The sequence below is a fragment of the Pollutimonas rozaliensis genome, assembly GCF_048751585.1.
Classification (GTDB): Bacteria; Pseudomonadota; Gammaproteobacteria; order Burkholderiales; family Burkholderiaceae_B.
The window spans coordinates 1-22,660 of record NZ_JAZHOB010000005.1 but is presented as its reverse complement, the minus strand read 5'-3'; the positions used below and the strand labels follow the sequence as shown (position 1 = coordinate 22,660).

Below are 22,660 nucleotides of genomic sequence, written 5' to 3'. Positions count from 1 at the left end.
TGCAAACGAATGCCTTACGAGTTCACTCTGCCAACCGCCACGCAATCGTTTCCCCGGCGCGCAGCGGCACGCCTGTTTCCTTTCCGAAACGCAGCTCCTCGGGCACGGTCCAGTCCTGGCGCTCCAGTGTGATGCGCCCCGTATTGCGCGGCAGCCCATAGAAATCGGGGCCGTGGAAACTGGCGAACGCCTCCAGCCGGTCGAGCGCGCCGGCCTGCTCGAAGGCCTCTGCATACAGTTCGATGGCGGCGTGCGCGGTGTAGATGCCGGCGCAACCGCAGGCCGACTCCTTGGCGCGGCGCAGGTGCGGGGCGCTGTCGGTGCCGAGGAAGAATTTCGGGTTGCCGCTGGTGGCGGCGGCAATCAGCACCTGGCGGTGCGGCTCGCGCTTCAATACCGGCAGGCAGTAGGCATGCGGGCGGATGCCGCCGGCGAACATCGCGTTGCGATTCAGCAATAAATGGTGCGCAGTGATGGTGGCGGCCACGTTGGGGCCGGCCCGCTCGACGAACGTGACCACCTCGCGCGTGGTGATGTGTTCCAGTACCACCTTGAGGCGCGGAAAACGCTCGATGATGCGCTGCAGATGTCGCTCGATGAACACCGCCTCGCGGTCGAACACGTCGATCTCGGGATCGGTCACCTCGCCATGCAGCAGCAGCGGCAGACCGGTCTCCTCCATGGCCGCGAACACCGCGTCGCAGCGCGCGAAATCGGTGACGCCAAATGAAGAGTTGGTTGTTGCGCCAACGAGAAAGGCTTCACCCACCGCGTGCACGAAACCGCTCGCCCTGGCCCGCAGGATCTCTTCGGGCGTGGTGTGGTCGGTGAGATAGAGCGTCATCAACGGCTCGAAGGCCATGCCCGCCGGCAGCGCTGCCAGGATGCGCGCGCGGTAGGCGCGGGCCTCGTCCACCGTGCGCACGGGTGGATCGAGATTGGGCATGACCATGGCGCGCGCAAACCGCCGCGCGGTGTCGGGCAGGACCGCGGCCAGTGCATCACCGTCGCGCAGGTGCAGGTGCCAGTCGTCGGGACGGGTGAGGGTCAGGCGTGCTGTGGCCATTGATGGGATCTCATGGATTGCAGTAATCGCAGCGCCCCGGATCGGCGTACTGCGGCTCGGGGCGCTCGCGCGTTTCGCGATGCGCGCACTTCAGGCAGCCGTACACCTCGGCGCGGGTCTCGCGGGTCGGGGCGCCGCAGTCGCCACAGAGCAGGCCCGCAATGCGCTCGACGAGCCAGAACCCCGGCGCGCCGCAGGCCGGACAGGGCGAGCCGAGCTTGGCGACCAGGTCCTCGGCCGCAAGCCGGATCATCTCCATGCGCGTGGGGTTGGCGTGGGCCCGCAGGTCGGTCTCCAGGAACACCTGGCCGCTCGCCGATTGCGCCTGCGCCCAGGCGAACGCGGCTTTAAGCTCCTCCCAGGCGGCGATCCCCTTGCGCAGGCGCGGGTCGTTCTCGCCCTCGGGGCGCACGACCAGATGGTGCGCGGGAAACGCCGCCTGCCGGGCGAAGGCCTCGGCCGCCGTCCAGTCGCCGGTCAGAAGATGCGCGTGGATCGCCTTGCCCTGCGCGACGCCGACGATCTCGAGCCCCTGCTCGTCGTCGATGAAGATGAGGAACTCCACGTTCCAGGGGAACATCCCCACCATCGGGTCCGGCCCGAACGAGCCCTCGCTGGCGAGCCCGAGCGAAAGTCCGGACATCTCCATGCCGAGGCGCGCCTTCTTGCGCGCCGCCTCGAGCTGCTTGCCGGCGCGCGGGATCTCGCGGGTGAAGGTGCCGAGGAGATCGGTGTCGTAGCCGCCGACCCGTTCCACCTGGCAGCCGAGCGCTGTGTCGAGCACCGAGGCAATCACGCGCTCCTTGCCGTGCTGGGTGAGCAGGGCGATGCGTGTTCCGGCGTAGACAACGCGGGTCATGGCGCCGCAGCGGTCGGCAGCGTCCGATGGCGCGCCAGCAGCACAATCAGCGTGATGACTGTGAGCGGCAGCACGAAGCCCAGCATGGTGGCGCTGTACGCCGGCAGTGCCATGTGCTGCGTGGCCGCAAGAATCAGGTACGACACATAGACGGCGTAATAGCCGAGGAACAGCGCCCCCTCCCAGCGCGCGATCCGGTGGCCGGTGGCGAAGATGGGCAGGCACGCGAGCGCCACCGCGATCATCACCGGCAGATCGAAGCGGACCAGCGCGGCGGCCACGTCGAGCCCGCCGGGCGTGACCAAGGCGGCGATGCCGGCGATTGCCAGGAGATTGAACAGGCTGCTGCCGATCACGTTGCCCACGGCGATGTCGCGCTCGCCGCGCAGCGCGGCCACCAGGGAAGTGGCCAGCTCGGGCAGGCTGGTGCCGACGGCGACGATGGTCAGGCCGATGACGATCTCGCTCACCCCGAAGGCGTGCGCGATCGCCACCGCGCTGTCGACCAGCCAGGTGGCGCCGAGCACGAGCAGCGCCAGGCCCGCGGCGATGAAGACGATCTGGACCGGCAACCGGTCGATCCATGCGCTCGCGCCGCCGTCGAACTCCCGCGCATATTCGGCCTGTATTTCCGGGCTTTCCTGGCGACTCTGGCGGATAGCGAAGACCGTATAAGCCACGATGCCGGCCGTGAGCAGCAGACCATCGAACAGGCCGATGCGGCCATCGAGCGCCATGACCCAAAACAGCACCGACACACCGATCACCAGCGGCACGTCGAAGCGGACGAGCTGCTGCTGAACCACCAGCGGCGCGATGAGCGCAGAAAGCCCGAGCACCACCAGCACGTTGAAGATGTTGCTGCCAACGATGTTGCCGACGGCGATGTCTGCCTGTCCCGAAAGACCGGACTGAACGCTGACCGCCAGCTCCGGCGAACTGGTGCCGAAGGCGACCACGGTGAGTCCGATCACCAGCGGCGAAATCCCGAAACGGGCCGCGAGGCGCGCGGCGCCGCGCACCAGCAACTCGGCGCCAGCCACCAGCAGCACCAGGCCCAGCACCAGAAAAACAACAACCGTAAGCGTCATGAAATCAAAGCCTCAAGAAGTCTGACCAAAAGATGCGCGCACTGTGGGGAAAACCCGCATCGCCGATCACCGCCCGCGCACCATGGCCATGACCCGCCCCATATCGAGCGTTGCAGCCTGTTGCTGGATCTGGGGCAGGTATTGCGTTTGCATCTGCTTGGCGGGGCCGAGCAGGTTCTGGAACGTATCCTTAAGCATCACCGTATTCATCACCCGGCCGCCGGCGTAATAGCGTTTGGCGAGCTGCCCCAGGGCGTAGGTGGTGGCGAAGGAGAACGCCATGCCGGTGGCCGCGCTTCCCACCTTGCCGAAGGTCCTGCCCGCTGCCTTGCCGAGCAGGCCGCCCAGCAGCTTGCGGCCGAACTGCTCCAGATATTGCGAGGTGAGGCCGACCCCGGCGGCGGCGATGAATTCCTTGATGTGGCCCTGGTCGAGCTGGACGCCGTGGGCGCTGCCGATGCCGTAGACCATCTTGATCTGCAGCGGGATGATGGCCATCGATGCCCAGGACTGCGGCAGTAGTTCCAGCGCACCGTTCATCAAGGCGTAGTTGAGGATGGACTTGTCGAGTTCCGCCTCGGACACGTTCGGCTGCGCCGCCACCACCGGCCCGGGCGCGGCGGCTACAGCGGCGGCGCCTGCCGCGGCTACGGGGGCCGCGGCCTCGCTGAGCTCGACAATGGCGTCGGCCTCGCGCTCGAAGGCGGCGGTCTGCCCCGCATCGAGCTTCAACAGGGCTTTCAGCTCGTTCAGGAAGCGCTGCTCGGCCTCGCTCTGGCGACCGTCGGCGTCGCACACGCACACCGCCATTTCATAGGCCAGCTGGCGTTCATGCCCTTCAGGGTGCTCGCCGGGGTCTTGCAACGCGGTAACGGCGGCATCCAGGCTGATGCGCTTGAGCAGCACGTCCTGATAGAGGCGGGCGAGATCAGGCGCGCCCGCTTCGCCGCCCAGCGACTCGGCGATGCGGCGGATTTCCTCGCGCTCGCGGTCGTGCTTGGCGCCGTCGGCGAAGGCGGCGTGGAGGGCGATGGCGAGGATGGCTTTCTGCTGTTCGGGGTTCATTGCGGGTTCTTCCATCTGATCTGGAATTCGATTTCTTCCGACTCGCCTTCCCGTTCGTGTTCGATGTTGCAGACCGCCCGCACCGGCACCGAGATTCTTTCGCCCGCGATCTGGATTTCAAAGCGTTCGCCCTGTTCGAGCGCATCGGCCAGGCGCCGCAATTTCGCAATGAACTCCGGCAGGGGGTAGGTTTTTTCCACATCGCGTTCAGGTTTGCTGTTCATGCGTGTCCTTTCAGTGCTTCGGTGAGTTTCAGTCCGGCCAACTCGCGGAGGGAGCGCGCCAGGAAATAGAGCGCGGCCATCATGATCAACATGGAGGGCAGCGCGATCATGGGATAGCTAAACAGGGTGAGCCGCCCCAGCTCTTCGTTGAAGGCGGGGGAGCCGGATGGACTGGTGACGATCCAGGTGGCGAGAAAGTAGTTCATGACGGAGGAAAAAAAGAACGAGCCGGCCAGCATCCAGGTGGCGGCCCGCAGGCGCGTCTTGAAGGCGGCACGCTTGCCGCGTTCGTCCAGGCCGCGCTGAATCCGCTCGACATCCATCAGCGCCGGCGTGAACAGCAGCACCCGCACCAGCGGGTAGCGGCTATGGGCGGAAATGGCCACGGCCAGACCGATCAGGCCGGGAATGGCGGCTTCCTTGATGGCCAGCCACCGCGTGTCCAGTTGCAGCAGGCCGATCCCGCCGGTAAGCAGGATGCTGACCAGACCGAGCACGGCGAACAGGTTGAGCTTGCGCCGGGTAAGCAAATCCCGCGCGCCCCAGGCCAGCGGGAAAGCCAGCGCCAGCAGCAGCGCGTTGACGGCGCCCAGGTCTTCCGGGCCGCTCAGCTTCATCAGGATCAGAGAGGGAATGACGATAGCGATCAGCAGTTCGATCAGTGGGTTGTTTTTCCCGGATGCCGAAGAAGGTGCAGTGGAATGGCACGCCGCCCCCCGGCGCGCCCCGTGCTTGATTTCAGCCACGATTTCGCCACCACTTCTCGAGACCGATCACCGGCAGGATGAGGGCGCCGACAACGATGCTCAAAAGCACGTCGCCAGCGGAGAGGGGCGCGGACGCGAAGATCTCGTGCATGAACGGGGCGTAGACGAACAGCGCCTGCAGCACGAGGATCGCCGCGATCCCGACGAACACGGTCTTGTTGCTGAACACCCCGATCTTCAGCATCGAGTCACGCAGCGAGCGGCAGTTGAGCAGGTAGAAGATCTGGAACATGATCACCGTGGTGACGGCCATCGTTTGCGCCTTGGCGAGCGCTGCGGGTCCGCTGTCTCCCGCGGCTCGGAACTCGTAGAGGAAGAGCCCGAGCGCCCCGGCGGTCATCAGGATCGCCACCACGAAGGTGCGCATGACGACGAACCCGCTCAGCACTGGCGCGGCCGGGTTGCGCGGTGGGCGCCTCATGACGTTGGGCTCTTTCGCCTCGAACGCGAGCGGCAGCGCCAGCGCCACCGCCGCTACCAGATTGATCCATAGCAACTGCGCCGGCGTCATCGGCATCAGCAGCTCGCGCATCGTATGGGCGACGCCGTCGATGACGTGCGTGACATCGGCGAACGGGAAAAAGGCTACCGCCCACATCAGGATCAGCGCCAGCCCGAGGTTGGTCGGCAGCACGAAGGCGAGCGACTTGATGAGGTTGTCGTAGACGCGCCGCCCTTCCTCGACCGCCGCGGCGATGGAAGCGAAGTTGTCGTCGGCGAGCACGATCCCCGCCGCCTCCTTGGAGACGCTGGTCCCGGTGATCCCCATCGCCACGCCGATATTCGCCTGCTTGAGCGCGGGCGCATCGTTGACGCCGTCGCCGGTCATCGCGACCACTTCGTTGCGGCTCTGCAGGGCACGCACCAGGCCGAGCTTGTGCTCCGGCGCGACGCGCGCAAAGACGTTGCACGCGCCCGCCGCATCACGCAGCTGCACTTCGGACATCTGCGCGAGCTGGGCCCCGGCGATCGCCTTGGGTGCTGCGGGATTCTTAGGGAGGATGTTGAGCTGGTCCGCGATCGCCTGCGCCGTGCCCTGGTGGTCGCCGGTGATCATCTTCACGGTAATCCCGGCCTGATGGCAGAGCGCGATCGCCGCGATTGCCTCGGGACGCGGCGGGTCGATCATGCCCTGGAGCCCGAGGAAGGTGAACCCGCTTTGCGTGTCGTGCATCTCGATGCCAGTCTGCCCGCGCGCGGGCTGGGCGGCGAACGCCAGCACCCGCATCCCCTTGGCGGCCAGCTTTTCGACCTCGCGTAGCACCGCCTCCATATCGAGCACACGGCCGCCCGGCGTCGTGGCGCAACGCTTTAGCACGGCCTCCGGCGCACCCTTGAGCAGGATGCGTCCGCCGTCCTGCGCGTGGAGTGTGGCCATGAACTGGTTCTCGGACTCGAACGGAATCGTATCCAGGCGCTTGTGTTGCGCCCGCGCTTTCTCCACGTCCAGCGCGACCTTTTCCGCGGCGACAACGAGCGCGCCCTCCGTCGGATCGCCATGGATCTTCCACTGCCCCTCCTCGTTCGCGAGCGAGGCGTCGTTGCACAGCACCCCGGCGAGCAGCAGATCAGTCAGGTCCGCAGGCGCCGTCTTGACGAGCGTTCCCTCGCGCTGCAGTTGCCCCTTGGGCGCGTAGCCGACGCCCGACACGGCAAAGGCGCCGGAGGCGGGCGTCCAGAGCTCCTGCACGGTCATCTCGTTGCGGGTAAGGGTCCCGGTCTTGTCAGAGCAGATGACGGTGGTCGAGCCGAGGGTCTCGACGGCGGGGAGCTTGCGCACCACGGCACGGCGCGTCGCCATGCGCTGCACGCCGATCGCCAGCGCGATGGTCACGATCGCCGGCAGCCCCTCGGGGATGGCGCCCACCGCCAGCGCGATGGCGAAGATGACCGTCTCGCGCAGGGCCGGAAGCCACTCGACCCCGGTCTCGGCCATGGTTCGCCAGGTCCCGAGCAAGAGGATTCCGATCGCGATGACAACGATCGCGATGGTGATGTACCAGCCGATTTTGGCCAGCGCCTTGGTGAGCGGAGTCTGCAGATCGGTCGTTTCCCTCAGCATGGTGGAGATGCGGCCGAGCTCGGTCCTGGCGCCGGTCTCGACCACCACCGCGGTCCCCGTCCCGTAGGTGACCAGCGTGCCGCCAAAGACCATGCAGGTTCGGTCGCCGATGCCCGCCTCGGATGCCACCGGGGCGAGCCGTTTCTCCGTCGGCACCGACTCGCCGGTGAGCGCCGCCTCCTCGATCTGCAGGTTGCGCAACTGGATCAGGCGCATGTCCGCGGGCACCTTGTCTCCGCTGGCGAGCAGGACCATGTCGCCGGGGACGAGATCCGCTGCCGGGAGGGTGAGTTTGCGGCCCTCGCGCAAGGCGGAAACATTCTCCGGCACCATGCGGCTGAGCGCCTCGATCGCCTTGCCGGCCTTGAACTCCTGCACGAAGCCGATGATCGTGTTGAGCACCACCACCGCCAGGATCACCAGCCCGTTCTTGACCCCGCCGGTGGGGTCGACAGCCATCGCCACCAGCGCCGACACGATCAGCACCCAGATCAAGGGGTTGTTGACCTGCCGCCAGATCAGGTCGAGGGCGGTGTCCCCTTTGCCCCGGGGGATCACATTGGACCCGTAGGTCTTCAGACGCTGCACGGCTTCCGCGTTGGTGAGGCCATCCGGACGCGTCTCCATACGCGCGACCGTCTCGTCCACGCCCAGTGCGTGCCACGGCTGCCGATCCGGCATGCCCGCAGCGCCGCTGGAACCACCATTCATAGCAGACGCGTTGCTCGTGATGGCTTGTTGCGCCGTTGCTTTCATGCTCAGCTTGTGCACGCGTTCTTCTTGGTTGCCAGGGAGTCGACTCATGGCAATCATTCGGCGGCTGCAAAGAACAACGATGCCAAGCCCGTGCCGACGCCGGCTGGAATGCCGTAGCGTTCCAGCGGGGACACCGGGTCTCCTGCCACAACCTTGACCGGGACGGTCGTCAGCTCAATCACCTTGTTGATCGTCGAGTTCTCGACCATCCGGATCAGCGAGCTCTTGCGTGCGGCACCCACCACGATATGGTCGCAGTGGAGGCGGCGCGCCGCGTCGGTAATGACGTATGCCTTTTCCCCAAGTTCCATGTGCGCTTCATAGGGCACCCCGAACCTGTCTAGCATCTGTCTGCTTGGCAGCAGCGCCAACTCGGCCTGATCGCGATGGAAATCGTGGCGATCTCTTCTGCTCACGAATCGTGAAACGTATTGGGAAAATGGCGTCTGAACATTCAATAGATGAATTTCCAACGCCGCGTTCTTCCTGAATTCATTGACGACGTGCCGCACCGCATGGAGCGAGTTGCTTGAGCCGTCGACCGGAACGAGTATTTTCAACATGGCGCGGGTTCCTTTCCAATGGCCAGCTATAGTCGGGAAATCAGATCGAACGGCAGTAGGACTCAGACCACCACCGCGCCCAGCAACAGGCGGGCTGCAAGCCGCGTGCGCATTCATTGCGCTGCCTTGAGCGCCGAGATGCGTTTGGTCAGCGGCGGGTGGGTCATGAACAGGCGCTTGAGACCCGACGCACCTCCGCCGGCGATGCCGAAGGCCGTCATCTTGTCGGGCAGGGACGCAGGCTGCAGCGCACTGAGCCGCTCCAACGCTGCAATCATGGCGCCGCGCCCGGCCAGTGACGCGCCGCCCGCGTCGGCGCGGAACTCCCGTTGGCGCGAGAACCACATGACGATGAGGGAGGCCAGGATGCCCAGCACCAAGTCGGCGATGATGACCGTCACCCAGAATGCCGGGCCGTGCCCGTTCTCGCTCTTGAAGATTATCCGGTCCACCGTGTGGCCGATCACCCGCGAGAGGAACAGCACGAAGGTGTTCACCACGCCCTGGATCAGCGCCAGCGTCACCATGTCGCCATTGGCGGCGTGCGCGACTTCATGGCCCAGCACGGCTTCTGCCTCCTCGCGCGTCATCTGCTGCAAGAGGCCGGTGGAGACGGCGATCAGCGCCTTGTTCCTGCTCATCCCGGTGGCGAAGGCGTTGACGTCGGGCGCGTCGTAAATGCCTACCTCGGGCATGCCTATGCCCGCCTGCCGCGCGTACTTGCGAACCGTATCTACCAGCCAGGCTTCGGTCGTATTCGATGGCGCCTTGATCACCCGCACGCCCATCATCTTCTTGGCCATCCACTTGGAGACGGCCAGCGAGATGAGCGATCCGCCGAAGCCCATCACCGCGGCGAAGATCAGCAGCGCCGTCAAGTTCAGTCCCTGTTCGTTCAGCCATGGCTCCACCCCCAGCAGGCGCATGCTGACCGAGAGCACCAGCAAAATGGCCAGGTTGGTGGCGAGAAACAGGACGATGCGCTTCATGCTCGGCTCCCTGGCATCATTGCCGTGAGGAATGTTGCAAACGAACTTCGATCAAACCGCCCGGGCGGCGCATCAGCGCGAACTCGATGGACTCCTGACTATGTCGAAACCGGTGCCTTTCCTCCTCTGGCATGGCGGAAATCACCTCCTGGACGAACCCGGCGTCGGCGAAGCCCCGGACATAGTGCGCCAGCGCCGCGTCGAAACCCGCGCGGCCGGCGTAACGCACTTCGGTCGTCTCGCCATCGCGCGCGTAATGACTGCGCACCAGGCCTGGGAAGCGCGGGACCGGGCCGAGGTCGGTGCCGCTGACATCGCGCGCGGGCGGCGCTTCGCCGAGGCCCGGCAGCCACCGGTCCGCCTGCTCCTGAATGCCCGGCAGCCAGCGCTCCGCCTGCTCTTTGAGACCGGGCGCTGCCTGTTCAACCGTTGCCGCCGCCTCGTCGGCCAAACGCTTGCCGGTCTCCGTCGCCACCGGCGCCTGCGCCCACAGCCAGGACAACAGCGCGATGCCGGCCCAGACGAGCAGGCCGACGATGGCGAAGGCGAGCCCGCCCAGGATCAGCCAGGTGCGCGCCCGAATATTTCCCAGCCACGATGCGGCCTGCGCCAAGTTTCTTTTTGCCATCAGAACTTCTCCGGCCGCAGCACCGCGACGTCGGACACGAACAGGATCATGGCGTAGTTCTCGTAGTAGCGGGCCTGCAGATGTGCGGCGATGGCCTCGGCGGTCGCCGCATCGCATACGACCTCGATGCGGATGTTGCTGCTCGCATCCCACGCGGAGCTGCGCACGCCCCGGCTGCCCTTGCCGCGGGCGTCGGTAATGGTGTAGCCCCGGACTCCCAGGCGTTCGAGGTCCTTGATCAAGACGCTCTCCAGGGCGGCCTCGGTGATGATGGTCAGCAGTTTGCGCATCGAACTGTTCATGAACCTAGCCTCCGGTCAGGGCGAATGCTTGCGTCGCCATGGCGTGATAGAGCGGAATGCCGACCAGGACGTTGAACGGGAAAGTGACGCCCAAGGAAGCGGCCAGCGACAGCGTCGGGTTGGCCTCCGGCACCGAAATGCGCATGGCGGCGGGCACGGCGATGTAGGACGCACTCGCTGCCAGGATGGCCAGCATGGCCGTGCCCCCCAGCGACAGCCCGAGTCCGTAACCCAGCGCGATGCCCACCACGGAGGAGAACAGCGGCATGCCGATGCCGAACAGCACGAGGAACAGGCCGTGCCGCCGCAGGCTGCCGAACTGGGCGGCCGTGATCAGCCCCATTTCCAGGAGGAACAGGGCAAGGATTCCCTTGAACAGATCGAAGAACAGCGGCTTGACGGAAGTCAGTCCCTCCGGGCCGGCGGCCCAGCCGATCAGCAGCCCGCCGACGAGCAGCACGATGCCCTTGCCCAGAAACACCTCATGCGCGACCGTGCCGATCCGCATGTCACGGGAGAACCCGCGGGCCAGCAGGATCCCCACCAGGATGGCCGGGATCTCCAGCACGGCGAGCAGGAACGGCATGTGCGACTCGAACTCGATCTGCCGGCTGGCGAAATAGGTGGTGGCGACGGCATAGGTGCCGACGCTCACCGAGCCATAGTGGGCGGCAACGGATGCCGCGTCCGCACGGGGGAAACGCCCCATGAACCGCAGCACCGGAAAGGCGACCAGCGGCAACAGTACGCCCATCGCCATGACCGCGAGGGCTTGCAGCGCGAGGTCACCGAAGGGTTGCCTGGCGAGTTCGATGCCGCCCTTGAGGCCGATGGCGAGCAGCAGCAGCATGCTCACCAGTTCATAGACGGCCGCGGGCAGTCGCAGCTCCGAGCGCAGCAGGCCAGCGGCCAAGCCGAGCAGGAAGAACAGCAGGACGGGGTCGAGGGTGCTCAAGATGGCGTTCCTTCATCGTGCGGCTGCGCCGATGGCAGGACCAGGCTGCCGCCGGCGTCCTGGTAGATCGGCGGCAGCACGAGTTCCGGGTAGCGTGCTTCGAGCACCTGCAGCTCCGCGCTCACGCTGGAGTCGGGCGCATTGCCTGCGAAGACCGGGATGAAGCGTGCGGCGAGCGTGGTCGCGTCTTCATGGCCGAAGCAGTCCAACAGCGCCGCCACCAGGTCGACGCGGGAGACGGCGCTTGCCGCCGTCTCGAGCCAGCACAGCATCCAGATCCCGTTGATCCCTGTTGTCTCCAGGATACGGACGGTTCGCCGCGCGCCGGCCGCATCCGGCAGAACCAGCGCGCACGGCAAGTTCGCCACGCCTTCTTCGTCGATCCAGATGCCTTGCACGGTTTCAACGTCGCTGGCGGGCAACCGGCGGCGCAGAATCGACAGGTAAGCGGCCAGATCTTCGCTGGCGCGCTCCAGATCCCCATCGCTGCGCACGAGCAAGAAGGCGCTTCTGGACTCGGTCGGCATGTCTTCATCCCCTGCGTAGGTGGCGGGCACTGGACGCTTCTCACCACGAGCGCCTGAGGCGCGAAAGGCCGTGCAGGACCCGTCCTGTTGTTACCCGGAAGGTAACCTGGTGAATTTTGACGGTCTGGATGATTCATATAAAGTCGAATATAATTCACAGACACTTCGTAAAAAGTTGCGAATAGCAGATAATGAATCTCAAACACCTGCGCTACTTCTGGGCGGTGGCCCACGCCGGGAGTGTGGCGGCGGCGTCCAATAAGTTGCATCTGACGCCGCAAACCGTCAGCGCCCAAATCAAGCTGCTCGAGGACGACCTCGGAACGGCCTTGTTCAAGCCTGCCGGACGCGGACTCGAACTCACCGAGGCGGGGCGCGTTGCGCTGTCCTACGCCGACGAGATCTTCGCGCTGGGTCACGAGATGGTCTCCTCGCTGCGGGCGAACGCAATCCCGGAGCAGACGATGGCTACGTTTCGCGTCGGTATTTCCGATGCGATCCCCAAGTCGCTGACACACCGGTTGCTGGCTTCGCTGAAGAGGGTGGAGAAGCCGATACGGCTGGTGTGCCACGAGGGCACGATCGACTGGTTGCTCGGGGAATTGGCACTGCACCGGCTGGAGATGGTGCTGGCCGATCGCCCGATGCCGGCAGGGTTGGCGGTCCGCGGCCACAGCCGCAAGCTGGGTGAAAGTGCCGTCGCCTTTTTTGCCGCGCCCGAGCTGGCGCGGCGCGGCGCGGCTTTTCCAGCCTGTCTGAACGGGGCGCCACTGCTGCTGCCCGGTCAGAACGCGGCGGTACGGGGCGAGATCGACCTCTGGCTGGGCGAGTCACGCCTGTACCCACGGGTCATCGGGGAGTTCGATGACAGCGCCCTGATGAAGGTCTTTGCACAGGCGGGTGAAGGCTATTTCCCCGCGCCCGCGATCCTCTCGGACGAGATCTGCGCGCGCTACGGCGTCAGCGAGGTGGGGCGGCTGGAGGAGGTGCGCGAGGCATTCTGGCTGATCAGCACGGAACGGCGCATCCAGCATCCGGAGGTTCGCGCCGTCCTGGAAGCCGCCCGCGGCGCGGTCTTCGTTCCGCAGGGCGACGGCCAAATGGCGCGGTAAATGCGGGAGTCCTGATCATGTTGCAACTTACTTCCCACCCGGACGATCTGTCCACCGCCGTGAACCTGCTGCGGGCGGGGGAACTCGTGGCGCTGCCTTTCGAGACCGTTTATGGGTTGGCCGCCGATGCGACCAACCCCGATGCCTTGCGCGCGATCTTTCGCGCCAAAGGCCGCCCGGCCGATCACCCGCTGATCGTGCATCTCGCCGCCACCGAGCAACTGTCGGACTGGGTCACCGAGGTACCGGAGGTGGTCTGGCGGCTGGCTTCGGCCTTTTGGCCAGGTCCGCTCACCCTGGTGCTGCCTGCCGCGCGAACGGTTTCGCCGCTGGTGACCGGCGGCCAAACGACCGTCGCGCTACGCGTGCCGGCACATCCGGTACCGCAGGCCGTCTTGCGACAGTTCGGTCGGGGCCTGGCCGCGCCATCCGCGAATCCTTTTGGTCAAATCAGTCCGACCACGGCGGCGCATGTGCGGCGACACCTGGCCGGAAAGATCGCGGCGGTGGTCGATGGCGGCCCCTGCCTGGTCGGCATCGAGTCGACCATCGTCGATCTCAGTCGTGAACATCCGCGCATTCTGCGTCCCGGCGCCATCACCACCGATATGCTCGCGCGCCACCTGTTTCTTGCGGGCACCGTTGCTGCGGCAGCGCCTCGCGTGCCAGGCGCCCTGGCCTCGCATTACGCGCCGCGCACGCCGTGCTACCGGATCCCGGCCGGGCTGGCCGAGGCGCCGTTTCCAGGCCGGCGTACCGGGCTGCTTGCGCAGCGCCCCGCAAATTGGCCGGTGGCGAAGTTCTGGCCGATGCCCTCGCAGTCCGAAGACTATGCGCGCGCGCTTTACGCGGCTTTGCACGAGGCCGATGCCACCAGTTGCGAGGTCTTGCTGATTGCGCTGCCGCCGGACGAACCGGCATGGGCGGCCATACACGACCGCTTGCGCCGTGCGACCCGATCTCTTTAGCGGACGGTGGCAGCGCAGCTTGGCGGAACGCCGCCTCAATGCGTGCGGGAGCGAGCAGTTCACGAGGGCACGCAACTAAAGCAGGGGCGCGCGGACGCCTGAACGCAGCGACGCAAATCGCGGCTTCGCTGATGTCCACGCCATAGACTCGCCCGTAGAGCGTCGAGCGAATCACCTCCCTCGTGGACGGCTGACCTTGCGAGCGAAGATGAACGAAGCGCCACAACGCTTCGGCCTGGAAGACACCGGAGCAGCACGTCAAATCCAGCACCGCTCCCGTCCAGATAGGCCATCCATGACCTCATCGAGGATCAGCGAGACGACGACGGACAGTCGCGTGTAGTGCACGCCGTTTTGCAACGCTTCTGTGCGCTTTCCATCTGTCCACGGCTCAGCGTGCGCGAACTGCTCGTAGATCGAGCTGATGAGCTCGATCGGAATCACCTCGAACTGGTAGGGGAAGAAGCTGAGCTGCCCGCTTTCAGGATCGACAGCCGCCAGGAACTCCGCAACCCGCGTCAAGTGGTGAGCGGCCGGTGTCGTTTTCACCAAAGAAGGCGGAAACATATCGCCGTTGAGGGTCTGGGCCAGCCATGCGAACAGCTTGCTGGTCGCTGGCCGGTCGCGCAGTCCCGCCGGCAACGCCGTGCGGCCGCATACCCGCTTCAACCGCGTCGCACTAACGATCTGGCGGTCTGGCCCAGCGAGCACACTCCTATCACCCGTCGGTCTTAGGCGGAGTCTCGTTAGAAAATTTGCTATTTTCTTCCACGTATGGGCGTGCTTCTCAACAGGGATAGGCCGGTTCAGCCGCCTATCCCACAAGCTTTCCAAGCATCCGAAAATTGTGACCATCAGAGCGCATCGCGAACGTGGCAACCGGAGCCTTCCAGAGCAGTTCTTGTGGAGATGGGCAAGAGGCACAGGCGCCCCCGGAAGGGGCGCCTGCGGACTACAACAAGCCGGCTTCGGCGAACGAGTACGGACTGCCCTTGCCGACGATGAAGTGATCCAGCACCCGGACATCGACGGTGGCCAGGGCGCTCTTCAGCCGCTCGGTGATCGCACGATCAGCGGCCGAGGGCTCGGTGTTCCCCGAGGGGTGCTGATGCGCCAGGATCAGCGCCGAAGCGTTGAGCGTCAGCGCACGCTGGACAACCACCCTTGGATACACCGAAGTCTGGTCGACCGTGCCCTTGAACAGCGGCTCAAACGCGAGCACCTGGTGCTGGCTGTCGAGAAACACGACGGCGAAGATTTCGTTCGGCTCCGCGACCAGTTTCAGGCGCAGGTAGTCGCGCACGGCGGCGGGACTGCCCAGCGCCGGACCGGCCTTGAACACGCGGTTCTCCAGCAGGGTGATGGCCTGCCGGATGATCCAGTCTTCGTGCTGGGCGGCGATCAGGGCGAGCGACTCCGGGCGGGAGTCGGCGATGACAAGAGACATGGCGAACCTCCAATGGATGAGATCGGAGGGCGCCTGCCCCTGGAGGGCAAACCCTCCTGGGGACGATGGGGATGAAACAGGTGACGAGCGGGCATCCACCACCGCGGATGCAGTGGCCGTTCGCGTCAAGGGATGCGATGCGAACGGGTTTCGATCAACGCGGACAAGCCGCGCCGTAGCCTTGAAGATCGATGGCTACCTGGGCATGTCGCCAGCAACGCTGGCGGGCATGTCTGGGAGATGTGAGGACTCGGCGCTCGCCGTGTCGCCGGCAGCCAGCAGGTCAAGCGCCGAGAGCAAGGCGTCGCCGTCCAAGGGGCCGTGCAGCAGGAGGGTCTTGCCAGTGTCGCGATCGCGCAGTAGCAGGGCCGGCGTGGCGGCAATGCTCTGTCGTGCCGCCTCCGCGGCCTGGGCGCGGATCACGGCGTCGGGCCGCTCGCTGTCGAGGCACTGCTGCAGCGTTGGCGTGAGGTCGGGATAGCGCAGGCCCTCCGGCAGGCCCTGGCCGTCGCCGCGGGTGTGCGCGTAGAGCCAGGCCACCGCCTGCCAGAACGCGGCATGTCCACCAGTCTCGCCCGCGCACTCGGCCAGGCGTGCCCCGGCGGTCGCGGCTGGCTCGTGCATGGACAGCGGCAGGTGATGCCACTGCCAGTTCGCCTCGGGGTGGGTGTCGATCCAGCGCTGGAGCGTCGGGAAGTACGCCCGGCAGTACGGGCACTCCAGGTCGGCGTAACCGACCACCGTGAAGCGGGCATCGCTGCGGCCGTACAGCCACGGCGGCCCGGCCGGCTTCGGTGGCTCGGGCACGGTCGTGATCGGATGCATGAACTCCGGGGCCTCATCGGGCGTGCGCAGGAGCAACCACCCGGCGGCACCCACCGCCGCGACCAGCAGCGCGATCAGGGTATGGCGTCGAGTGAACAAAGGCAGGCGCATGGTGTTCCTCATTCAGGCCAATGCATCCAGCGCCAGCGGCTCGATGCCCCGCGCACGATCGATCTTCTCGGCCACGCGGAAGGCGGCATCCAGCTCGCCGATGCCGTGCTGCTGCATCAACTGGAAGCGTTCGGCCTTCTCCTCGGGCTCGGTCATCGCCATCGCCAAGTAGAGGCTGGGCGGCACGGCGCGGAACAGCACTTCCATGCTCTTGGAGAGGATGACGCCCTCCGAGAAGGCGCCGGCCTGCTTGCGCGCCGACAGCATCAGCGCCTTCTGCGAAGCGTTGAGTTCGCGGAAACGCGCGACCTTCTCCACCTCGTCCGGCGGCATCGACAGGCAGATCCACCACTCGATCATGTTGAGCATGGGCTCGGCCGCCTTGGGCAAGTCGTCGAGGTTTTGCGTGGCCAGCCAGAACCAGGCACCGAGCTTGCGCCACATCTTGGTGATCTTGACGATGTACGGCGAGAGCAGCGGGTTCTTGGTGATGATGTGGCCTTCGTCCGTCACATTGACGATGGGTCGGCCCAGGTACTGGTCCCGCTCGGCGATGTTGTTCACCGTGTTGATCAGCGAGATGTAGGCAATGGAGAGCTGCGCGTTGTAGCCCTCGCGGGCGAAGGTGGCGAGATCCACGATCGTGATGTCCGCCTCGGGCCACGGTGTTCCCGGACGGTCGAACATCTCACCGTCCACGCCCTGGCAGAACATATCCATCGCGTCCGCCATCTCCTGCAGCCGCGCCCGCCGGGTCTCCGGCAGCGTGGCATCGCGGCTGCGCTCGCGCAGCGCGTCGCGCACGTCGCGCGTGAGCACCGTGCGTTGCTCGGCCACGCAGCGCCGCGCCGCGTCGAGGATGCACTGGCGGATCAGGCTGCGGTCGGCGCGCGTCATGCGCGCTTCCTCGCGCTCTTCACCGCCCGTGATCATCAGCCGCGCCGTGATCTCCAACTCGCCGAGCACGTCGCGCTGCTCGTCGCCGTCCATCGCCGCAGCAGTTTCGGCGCGGTCCTCGTCGAGCGCGTCGGCGTCGAGGGTCTGCACCTGGCCCGGCGTGTCGACCAGGCGCCAGGCATCGGCAAACGGGGCCAGGCTGACGCCCGAGCCTGGTGCGAGCTTCACGCGGTTGACGCTGAGCCCAAGGCGCGCGGCGAAGTCGCCAAACAGCCCGAACGAGTTGCCCGCTTCGACGATGAACAGCCGCGGCCGGTAGATGGCGGTGACCTGGTTGAGCAGGTTGTTGAGGGTCGCGGATTTGCCGGAACCCGTGGGACCGAACAAGAACAGATGCGCATTCATCTGCCGGTCGAGCCGGTTCAGTGGGTCGAAGCTGATCGTGCCGCCGCCGCGATTGAAGAAGGTGATGCCGGGGTGGCCTGTGCCCTGGCTGCGGCCCCAGACCGGCGCCAGGTTCGCAGCGTGCTGCGCGAACATGAGCTGCGTGTACCACCCGCGCTTATCGGCGGCCGGGTCGTAGACGCAGGGCAGCCAGCGCAAGTAGCTGTTCAGCGGCGCCACCTCGTCTTCCTCGCGCACCGGCTGCAGGCCCGCGTTGAGCATCACGTTGACGAGCTGCAGTCCGCGCGCGTCGAGCTGGGCCTGATCTCGACCACGCAGGTAGAACGCCAGTGCGCCACGGTAAAGCTTGTGGGAGCTGCCGATCAGGCCGCGCGCCTGCTGCACGTCCGCACGCGTCTGTTCGGAGGCCAGGGTTTCGCCGACGGCCTTCTTGGCCAGGTGATTGAGATGGCTTTCCAGCACGTCCTGCGGTGTCGCCACCACGGTCAGGCACATCACCGTGTCTTCCGGCATCTGGTCGAACAGCGCGTTCATGGAGTCGCCGCCCTTGCGCGTCTCGCCCGTCAGGTGTCCGGTCGCCGGCGACATGCGAAGGCGATCCATCACGATGACGCGATGCGGGAGCCCATCGAAGAACCACAGGCCCTGCTCGACATCCGAGCGCGGCGGGCCGAAGAACAGCCGCTGCGCGAAGTCGGTGCCGCTGGCGAGTTCGACTTCGCCCTCCTCGGGCTCGTCGGGGTAGCGGGTCAGCGCATAGAAGCGCTCGCGGTCTTCGGCGCTCGGGCCGAGCAGGGTCGGATGCGGGTTGAACCAGCGCAGCAGCCAGGCGTGGATGTCCGCCGCGCCGAGACGCCGGGCTTTCACGCCGGCATTCGCCAGCCCGCCAGCGAGGCGGTCGCAGATCGTGGTCAGCGCCTGCTCGGGCGACTGGCCGCGCCGCGAGGCCGGGGCCGCGGACGTGCGGCGATAGACCACCATGCGCACGCGCCGGACTTGGCCGCGCCACGGCAGACGCGTCACCGTAGTGTCCTCGAACAGGCCACCCGGCTTGGCGATGGCCCGCAGGTGATGGGTGAAGAAGCGCAGGTAGAAGTCGCTGAACGCGCTGCCCTGCGCACGCGGCTGCACGTAGCCCGCCAAGTTACTCAGGTAGTGGTTCCAATCGGCTTCGTCCTGGGCATAGAGCTGCACCACCCAGGGGTTCTCATCGAGTTCGTCGAAGGAGTCCTGCAGGGCGTTCTCCAGCGCATCGCGGGCCTGCCACAGCCAAGCCAGCTCACGGCCTTCAGTGCCCACCGGCAGCAGCTCGAAGAACGCGGCCACCGACTGCCCGTCTTCGAGCAGCATGGCCTTCGAGCCCGGCAGGTACTCGACCCACGGCAGCATGTCCGCGAACGACGGCGCGACGGTGTAGAGCGCGTCGTGGTCGGCCTGGGTCGCGGGCCGGCGCTGGCCGGCGAGCGCGCCGCCGGGCTCGGGTATGCCCTGTGCGGCCAGCGTCGACAAATGCCGTTCCCAGGCGTCGGCTGCACGAGACCCTGCGGCGGGCGACGGGGCCGCCTTCCGCGGCCATGGCAGCGACCAGGCCATCAATAGTCCTCCACCCGCTCGCCGGGCATTGCGTACTGCACGCGCTGGTACAACGGGAACGCCGTGCTGTAGCCAGGCACCGGCACCGGGTCGGTGCCGGCCAGATGCGGGTACACGTACATCACCAGGTCGGGATTCGGCAGGCGATGAAACTGCCGGTAGATTTCGTTGCCCGCGGTGCGCGTGTAGCGCTCCTGCACGGCGGGCGCGGCCTGCACGTCGGCTTCGGTCAACGGCCGACGCAGGCCCTGGCGTGCGTCGAGCAGTTGCCGTGCGATGGGGCCGCCGCCTTCGCCGCCGCCGGTCTCCTGCTGCCAGATGTCGAGCATGGTGTTGTGGCCGTGGGGCAGCAGCTTCTCCTTGCTGGTCGCACAGCCGCCGAGCAAGACGGCCGCCAGCAGCACGGCAGTCGCGTCAATCCAGGTCCGAAGCATGGGCTTCTCCGATGCGGTGGTTCACCCGACGCCCCTGGGCGTCGTGGTCGATGTGGAGCGGCTGCTCCAGATGCACGGCGACCCTGGCGCCGGGCTGCACGTAGACGGCCGCGAAGGCCTGGCCATACAACTTGTTGACCCAATCGGCCATATCGCGCACGCCACCGGCCAGGATGCGGCCCATCGCTTCGTTGCCGCCGATGCCGACCGTACCGAGCGAGCCGTTGCCGTTGGCGACCACGGCCACGCTGCCGCTGTCGGATTTGATGAGCGAGGCCGCGCCCGCGCCGGCCGCGGTGATCAGCGCCTGGCTGCCGAGGTACTGCTGCGCGTTGCTGCGCCGCTCGCCGCTGACGCAGGGAATGCCGTAGGGATCGCTGATCCAGCCGAGGCCGCCTTGCGTGGCACTCGTCGTGCTGTTGGCGCTGGCTTGCCCGCCGCGCTGGTCCCGGTTGCCGTCCTCGGGCACGGTGCGGATGGTGCCGTCGTGGAACACGAAAGTGACCGAACGGATTTGCCCGCGCACGCACGAAAGCGTCCAGTCGCCCGAGGCCGTGCCGCTGACCACGGCGCCGGCCACGTCGGGGATGTCGATGCCGTTTGCCGTCAGGTTGTCCGGGCCGATCAGCACCTTGAAGGGGTACGGGTCATTGACCGTGCCGTCGATGGGCACGCGGCCGATCAGCGCCGTCATCGCCACCGAACCCATCAGCGTTGCATTGCGCGGCACCGTGTAGAACGGCGTCGTGGTCGCGCCCACGGCGCCGACCACCGCACGCCCGCCGGCATCGGCGACGGACTCCACGGCGGCCGACAGGGTTTTCTGCGCCGGGCCGAAGCTCAGCGGAAAGCTCGGTTCCTTGCTGCTGTTGCGGGCATCGGTCTTGGCATCGCCCGGTTCGACCCAATGTGTGCCGTTGCCTGCGCCGCTGCCGTCATTGCTGCCGAAGCGCTTGCCGTCGCCTTCTTCCAGGCCCAGCCCGACGGGCAGGTCGACCTGGCCGCCTTTGCCGGAGAGGCCATCGAGCCGCTGCTGCAGATCCTGCAGCAACCCCTGCGTCTGCTGCTTCTCGCTCGCCACCTGCTCGCGTTCCTGCTGCAAGCGGCTGCGTTCGCTTTCGAGCGCGGTCTGGATGCGCTGGTCGATCGCGCTCTCGCGGGTGCGCAGGCGCTCGTTCTCGGCCTTCTGCTGCCGGTTGTCGCCCAGCGCGGTCTGCAGCTCGGTGCGCAACTGTTTCACCTGCGCGACCAGCGTGGCCACCGTGTCGCGCGGCGTGTCGCCCTCGATGCCCAGGGCCTTCATCTCCTCGGGCGTGAGCGGGTTGGCCGTGCCCGACAGCGCGGGCCGCTGGCCGGCGGGGCCGGAGAACAGCTTGATGCCGACGAACACCAGCAGCAGGATCACGGGGATCAGCAGCCACTTGAGCAGCGGGTTACTCTTCATCGGACGCTCCTCCTGCCGTGCCGGCGGCACCGGACGGCGGCAGGTTCACGCTGGCGTCGATGGGGCTCAGCCTGGGAAGCAGCGCCTCGGCCAGACCGCGGCCGCGCGTGACCAGGTAGACCACGGTGGTGTCGGCCGCCTGGCCGGCCGGGCCCAGGTTCGGGTGCTGGAAGGTGGCCGCCACGAAATCGCCCTGCAGCGCACGCGGATCGAGGTCCAGCCAGTGCACCGCCGTGTTGGTGAGCCGCACCGCCGTCACCCACTGGTCTTCGAGCCGCCAGGCGGCCAAGGCCCGCGCCTGCACCGGCAGCGTCGGCAGCAGGGTGTCCAGCGGGAGGTCGCGGCGCAGGTTCACGCGGCCGATCCCGGCGACCGGCTCGACGGTACGCAACGGCGCGTACAGGTTCTGCGCGGCGTAACGCGTCAGCACGACCGGGATGGGTGTTTCGCGCTTGCGCACTGGCCGATCCGGTGCGGCGGCTTCCGTGGCGCTGGCCGTCTCGCCGCCGTAGCGCGTGGCGGGCGACCGCTCCGCGTCCACGATCCGCACCGGCTCCAGCGGGGGCTGTCCGTCCTGCGCTGGTTCGGCGGCGATGTCGAGTAGGATCAGCTCGCCGGACTCCACGTCCTGCAACTGCAGCCGCGTCGGCGGCAACGGTTCGCCCGCCCGCAGGTAGATCGCGCCGCCCGCGCTCTGCACCCGCAGGTGTGCGGACGCACTGTCCGGTACGCCGACACGCACGTTGCGGTCGATGAAGATCACCCGCTCCTGACCGACCACCAGCGGCACCGCCAGCGGCAGACGTTCCCAGCGCAGGATTTCCACAGCCTGGGCCGGCGCGAGCGCAAGCCACAGCAAGACGCCGGCCAAGGCCGACAAGGCATGGCGTTTCATGGGGAGTCTCCCTGCGAGTGACCGGCTGCGGTGCCGGGCGTCGGCGACGTCTCGATGCGCTGAGGTGCGCTGGCATGGCAGTCCAGCGCCAGGCCGAAGGGGTTGCGCTCGGGATCGACGTCCATGCGCACAACCTTGAGGGCGTAGCGCACCAGAGCACGTTTGACCTGCTCGGAGCCGTGGTACTCGTCGGCGCTCACGTCCAGCGTGACGATCCAATCGCGGTCGGAGACAGCCTTGACGCGCGTGCTGGGGCTGTCGCCATAGCCGCGGCCGGGAATCTCGTAGATGCCGCGCACGCGCTGCCGCAGCTCGCCGCTCGAGCGACGGTACTCGTAGTCCTGTGCCAGAAAGGCCCGGCAGCTCGGCGTGAGGTAAGCCGACAGCGCGTGCAGGTTGCGCGGGTAGTCGATCTCGCCGTTGGTGGGCCAGCGCTGCACCTGCTGCCAGATGTAGAAGCTGAACGCATACACGCTCTCGGGCGGCACGTCCCACCACTTGCGCACGCTGCCCGAGCGCAGGTCGGGGGGCACGTGGATCGTCAGATCGCGCGGCGCGCTCCACCAGCCGAAGCCGAGCAGCAGCGCCACCACGAACAGCCCCCAGTGTCAGCATAGTTGTCGCATTCTTTTGAAAGCGATTTTTATCGATGAGCCCCTACAGCCTTGCCATCAG

The 22,660-nt window shown here is 66.8% G+C and carries 22 protein-coding genes and 1 pseudogene; 2 read left to right on the top strand and 21 right to left on the bottom strand.

What is annotated here, in order from left to right:
* Positions 1 to 22: 22 nt before the first annotated feature.
* From pyrC to V0R37_RS10165, 13 genes are all read right to left on the bottom strand, one after another.
* Complete coding sequence (pyrC, locus tag V0R37_RS10225) at positions 23 to 1,066, bottom strand: dihydroorotase (protein WP_033470473.1); 1,044 nt, start codon at positions 1,064 to 1,066, stop codon at positions 23 to 25.
* Between the two features lie 10 nt (positions 1,067 to 1,076).
* Entirely contained in the window at positions 1,077 to 1,925 is an 849-nt protein-coding gene (locus tag V0R37_RS10220; protein ID WP_042928636.1) for a DUF6671 family protein, read from the bottom strand.
* On the bottom strand, positions 1,922 to 3,016 hold the full coding sequence (locus V0R37_RS10215) for a calcium/sodium antiporter (protein ID WP_042928637.1): 1,095 nt from the start codon (positions 3,014 to 3,016) through the stop codon (positions 1,922 to 1,924). The genes V0R37_RS10220 and V0R37_RS10215 overlap by 4 nt, the downstream gene beginning before the upstream one ends.
* A 66-nt stretch (positions 3,017 to 3,082) precedes the next feature.
* Positions 3,083 to 4,081, bottom strand: a complete 999-nt coding sequence (locus V0R37_RS10210; protein WP_033470479.1) for a YcjF family protein — start codon at positions 4,079 to 4,081, stop codon at positions 3,083 to 3,085.
* Positions 4,078 to 4,305 carry an amphi-Trp domain-containing protein gene (locus tag V0R37_RS10205; protein WP_042928639.1) on the bottom strand — a complete coding sequence of 76 codons (228 nt, stop codon included), beginning with the start codon at positions 4,303 to 4,305 and terminating at the stop codon, positions 4,078 to 4,080. The genes V0R37_RS10210 and V0R37_RS10205 overlap by 4 nt, the downstream gene beginning before the upstream one ends.
* Positions 4,302 to 5,051 (bottom strand): VC0807 family protein, encoded by a 750-nt coding sequence (locus V0R37_RS10200; RefSeq protein ID WP_207949512.1) that lies wholly within the window; start codon positions 5,049 to 5,051, stop codon positions 4,302 to 4,304. Before V0R37_RS10200 ends, V0R37_RS10205 begins: the two co-directional genes overlap by 4 nt.
* Positions 5,044 to 7,947: a cation-translocating P-type ATPase gene (locus V0R37_RS10195; RefSeq protein ID WP_199173282.1), complete on the bottom strand. Its 2,904-nt coding sequence runs from the start codon at positions 7,945 to 7,947 to the stop codon at positions 5,044 to 5,046. The genes V0R37_RS10200 and V0R37_RS10195 overlap by 8 nt, the downstream gene beginning before the upstream one ends.
* Complete coding sequence (locus V0R37_RS10190; RefSeq protein WP_042928640.1) at positions 7,944 to 8,453, bottom strand: universal stress protein; 510 nt, start codon at positions 8,451 to 8,453, stop codon at positions 7,944 to 7,946. Before V0R37_RS10190 ends, V0R37_RS10195 begins: the two co-directional genes overlap by 4 nt.
* 113 nt (positions 8,454 to 8,566) lie before the next feature.
* Complete coding sequence (htpX, locus tag V0R37_RS10185; protein WP_420374418.1) at positions 8,567 to 9,442, bottom strand: protease HtpX; 876 nt, start codon at positions 9,440 to 9,442, stop codon at positions 8,567 to 8,569.
* Between the two features lie 16 nt (positions 9,443 to 9,458).
* On the bottom strand, positions 9,459 to 10,070 hold the full coding sequence (locus tag V0R37_RS10180; RefSeq protein WP_048512751.1) for a hypothetical protein: 612 nt from the start codon (positions 10,068 to 10,070) through the stop codon (positions 9,459 to 9,461).
* The gene (locus V0R37_RS10175; RefSeq protein WP_042928643.1) at positions 10,070 to 10,372 is read right to left on the bottom strand and encodes a P-II family nitrogen regulator; all 303 of its coding nucleotides are present in this window, start codon (positions 10,370 to 10,372) and stop codon (positions 10,070 to 10,072) included. The genes V0R37_RS10180 and V0R37_RS10175 overlap by 1 nt, the downstream gene beginning before the upstream one ends.
* A 4-nt stretch (positions 10,373 to 10,376) precedes the next feature.
* On the bottom strand, positions 10,377 to 11,327 hold the full coding sequence (locus tag V0R37_RS10170; RefSeq protein ID WP_042928645.1) for a sodium-dependent bicarbonate transport family permease: 951 nt from the start codon (positions 11,325 to 11,327) through the stop codon (positions 10,377 to 10,379).
* Positions 11,324 to 11,854 carry a hypothetical protein gene (locus tag V0R37_RS10165; RefSeq protein ID WP_042928646.1) on the bottom strand — a complete coding sequence of 177 codons (531 nt, stop codon included), beginning with the start codon at positions 11,852 to 11,854 and terminating at the stop codon, positions 11,324 to 11,326. The genes V0R37_RS10170 and V0R37_RS10165 overlap by 4 nt, the downstream gene beginning before the upstream one ends.
* Before the next feature lie 191 nt (positions 11,855 to 12,045).
* Between V0R37_RS10165 and nhaR the strand changes: the two genes are divergently transcribed.
* Both nhaR and V0R37_RS10155 read left to right on the top strand, forming a co-directional pair.
* Positions 12,046 to 12,966, top strand: a complete 921-nt coding sequence (nhaR, locus tag V0R37_RS10160) for a transcriptional activator NhaR (protein ID WP_050485079.1) — start codon at positions 12,046 to 12,048, stop codon at positions 12,964 to 12,966.
* A gap of 17 nt (positions 12,967 to 12,983) precedes the next feature.
* A complete protein-coding gene (locus tag V0R37_RS10155) occupies positions 12,984 to 13,934 on the top strand; it encodes an L-threonylcarbamoyladenylate synthase (RefSeq protein ID WP_033470498.1) in 951 nt (316 codons plus the stop codon).
* Positions 13,935 to 14,192: 258 nt separating this feature from the next.
* On the opposite strand, the gene V0R37_RS10150 is transcribed toward V0R37_RS10155, so the two are convergent.
* The 8 genes and pseudogenes from V0R37_RS10150 to V0R37_RS10115 form a co-directional block, all read right to left on the bottom strand.
* Positions 14,193 to 14,645 (bottom strand): hypothetical protein, encoded by a 453-nt coding sequence (locus tag V0R37_RS10150; RefSeq protein ID WP_033470501.1) that lies wholly within the window; start codon positions 14,643 to 14,645, stop codon positions 14,193 to 14,195.
* Positions 14,646 to 14,886: 241 nt separating this feature from the next.
* Positions 14,887 to 15,381: a RadC family protein gene (gene radC / locus V0R37_RS10145; protein WP_033470504.1), complete on the bottom strand. Its 495-nt coding sequence runs from the start codon at positions 15,379 to 15,381 to the stop codon at positions 14,887 to 14,889.
* 195 nt (positions 15,382 to 15,576) lie between these two features.
* Positions 15,577 to 16,317: a DsbA family protein gene (locus V0R37_RS10140; protein ID WP_042928649.1), complete on the bottom strand. Its 741-nt coding sequence runs from the start codon at positions 16,315 to 16,317 to the stop codon at positions 15,577 to 15,579.
* Positions 16,318 to 16,329: 12 nt separating this feature from the next.
* Positions 16,330 to 19,212, bottom strand: coding sequence for a conjugative transfer ATPase (locus V0R37_RS10135; RefSeq protein WP_420374417.1), 2,883 nt, complete (start codon positions 19,210 to 19,212; stop codon positions 16,330 to 16,332).
* Positions 19,212 to 19,646: a TIGR03751 family conjugal transfer lipoprotein gene (locus tag V0R37_RS10130; RefSeq protein WP_033470513.1), complete on the bottom strand. Its 435-nt coding sequence runs from the start codon at positions 19,644 to 19,646 to the stop codon at positions 19,212 to 19,214. The genes V0R37_RS10135 and V0R37_RS10130 overlap by 1 nt, the downstream gene beginning before the upstream one ends.
* Positions 19,627 to 21,090 (bottom strand): TIGR03752 family integrating conjugative element protein, encoded by a 1,464-nt coding sequence (locus V0R37_RS10125; protein WP_033470516.1) that lies wholly within the window; start codon positions 21,088 to 21,090, stop codon positions 19,627 to 19,629. Before V0R37_RS10125 ends, V0R37_RS10130 begins: the two co-directional genes overlap by 20 nt.
* Positions 21,080 to 21,985, bottom strand: a complete 906-nt coding sequence (locus V0R37_RS10120; RefSeq protein WP_033470518.1) for a TIGR03749 family integrating conjugative element protein — start codon at positions 21,983 to 21,985, stop codon at positions 21,080 to 21,082. Before V0R37_RS10120 ends, V0R37_RS10125 begins: the two co-directional genes overlap by 11 nt.
* Positions 21,982 to 22,584: pseudogene (locus tag V0R37_RS10115) on the bottom strand (PFL_4703 family integrating conjugative element protein); the annotation flags it as partial. The pseudogene V0R37_RS10115 and the gene V0R37_RS10120, both read right to left, overlap by 4 nt.
* Between the last annotated feature and the right edge of the window lie 76 nt (positions 22,585 to 22,660).

Coding starts and splice junctions, on each gene's coding strand:
- V0R37_RS10195 (WP_199173282.1), bottom strand. CDS start 7,947: ATGATTGCCATGAGTCGACTCCCTGGCAACCAAGAAGAACGCGTGCAC.
- pyrC (WP_033470473.1), bottom strand. CDS start 1,066: ATGGCCACAGCACGCCTGACCCTCACCCGTCCCGACGACTGGCACCTG.
- V0R37_RS10180 (WP_048512751.1), bottom strand. CDS start 10,070: ATGGCAAAAAGAAACTTGGCGCAGGCCGCATCGTGGCTGGGAAATATT.
- V0R37_RS10135 (WP_420374417.1), bottom strand. CDS start 19,212: ATGGCCTGGTCGCTGCCATGGCCGCGGAAGGCGGCCCCGTCGCCCGCC.
- V0R37_RS10190 (WP_042928640.1), bottom strand. CDS start 8,453: ATGTTGAAAATACTCGTTCCGGTCGACGGCTCAAGCAACTCGCTCCAT.
- V0R37_RS10125 (WP_033470516.1), bottom strand. CDS start 21,090: ATGAAGAGTAACCCGCTGCTCAAGTGGCTGCTGATCCCCGTGATCCTG.
- V0R37_RS10130 (WP_033470513.1), bottom strand. CDS start 19,646: ATGCTTCGGACCTGGATTGACGCGACTGCCGTGCTGCTGGCGGCCGTC.
- V0R37_RS10205 (WP_042928639.1), bottom strand. CDS start 4,305: ATGAACAGCAAACCTGAACGCGATGTGGAAAAAACCTACCCCCTGCCG.
- V0R37_RS10120 (WP_033470518.1), bottom strand. CDS start 21,985: ATGAAACGCCATGCCTTGTCGGCCTTGGCCGGCGTCTTGCTGTGGCTT.
- V0R37_RS10220 (WP_042928636.1), bottom strand. CDS start 1,925: ATGACCCGCGTTGTCTACGCCGGAACACGCATCGCCCTGCTCACCCAG.
- V0R37_RS10155 (WP_033470498.1), top strand. CDS start 12,984: ATGTTGCAACTTACTTCCCACCCGGACGATCTGTCCACCGCCGTGAAC.
- htpX (WP_420374418.1), bottom strand. CDS start 9,442: ATGAAGCGCATCGTCCTGTTTCTCGCCACCAACCTGGCCATTTTGCTG.
- V0R37_RS10175 (WP_042928643.1), bottom strand. CDS start 10,372: ATGAACAGTTCGATGCGCAAACTGCTGACCATCATCACCGAGGCCGCC.
- radC (WP_033470504.1), bottom strand. CDS start 15,381: ATGTCTCTTGTCATCGCCGACTCCCGCCCGGAGTCGCTCGCCCTGATC.
- V0R37_RS10215 (WP_042928637.1), bottom strand. CDS start 3,016: ATGACGCTTACGGTTGTTGTTTTTCTGGTGCTGGGCCTGGTGCTGCTG.
- V0R37_RS10165 (WP_042928646.1), bottom strand. CDS start 11,854: ATGCCGACCGAGTCCAGAAGCGCCTTCTTGCTCGTGCGCAGCGATGGG.
- nhaR (WP_050485079.1), top strand. CDS start 12,046: ATGAATCTCAAACACCTGCGCTACTTCTGGGCGGTGGCCCACGCCGGG.
- V0R37_RS10140 (WP_042928649.1), bottom strand. CDS start 16,317: ATGCGCCTGCCTTTGTTCACTCGACGCCATACCCTGATCGCGCTGCTG.
- V0R37_RS10210 (WP_033470479.1), bottom strand. CDS start 4,081: ATGAACCCCGAACAGCAGAAAGCCATCCTCGCCATCGCCCTCCACGCC.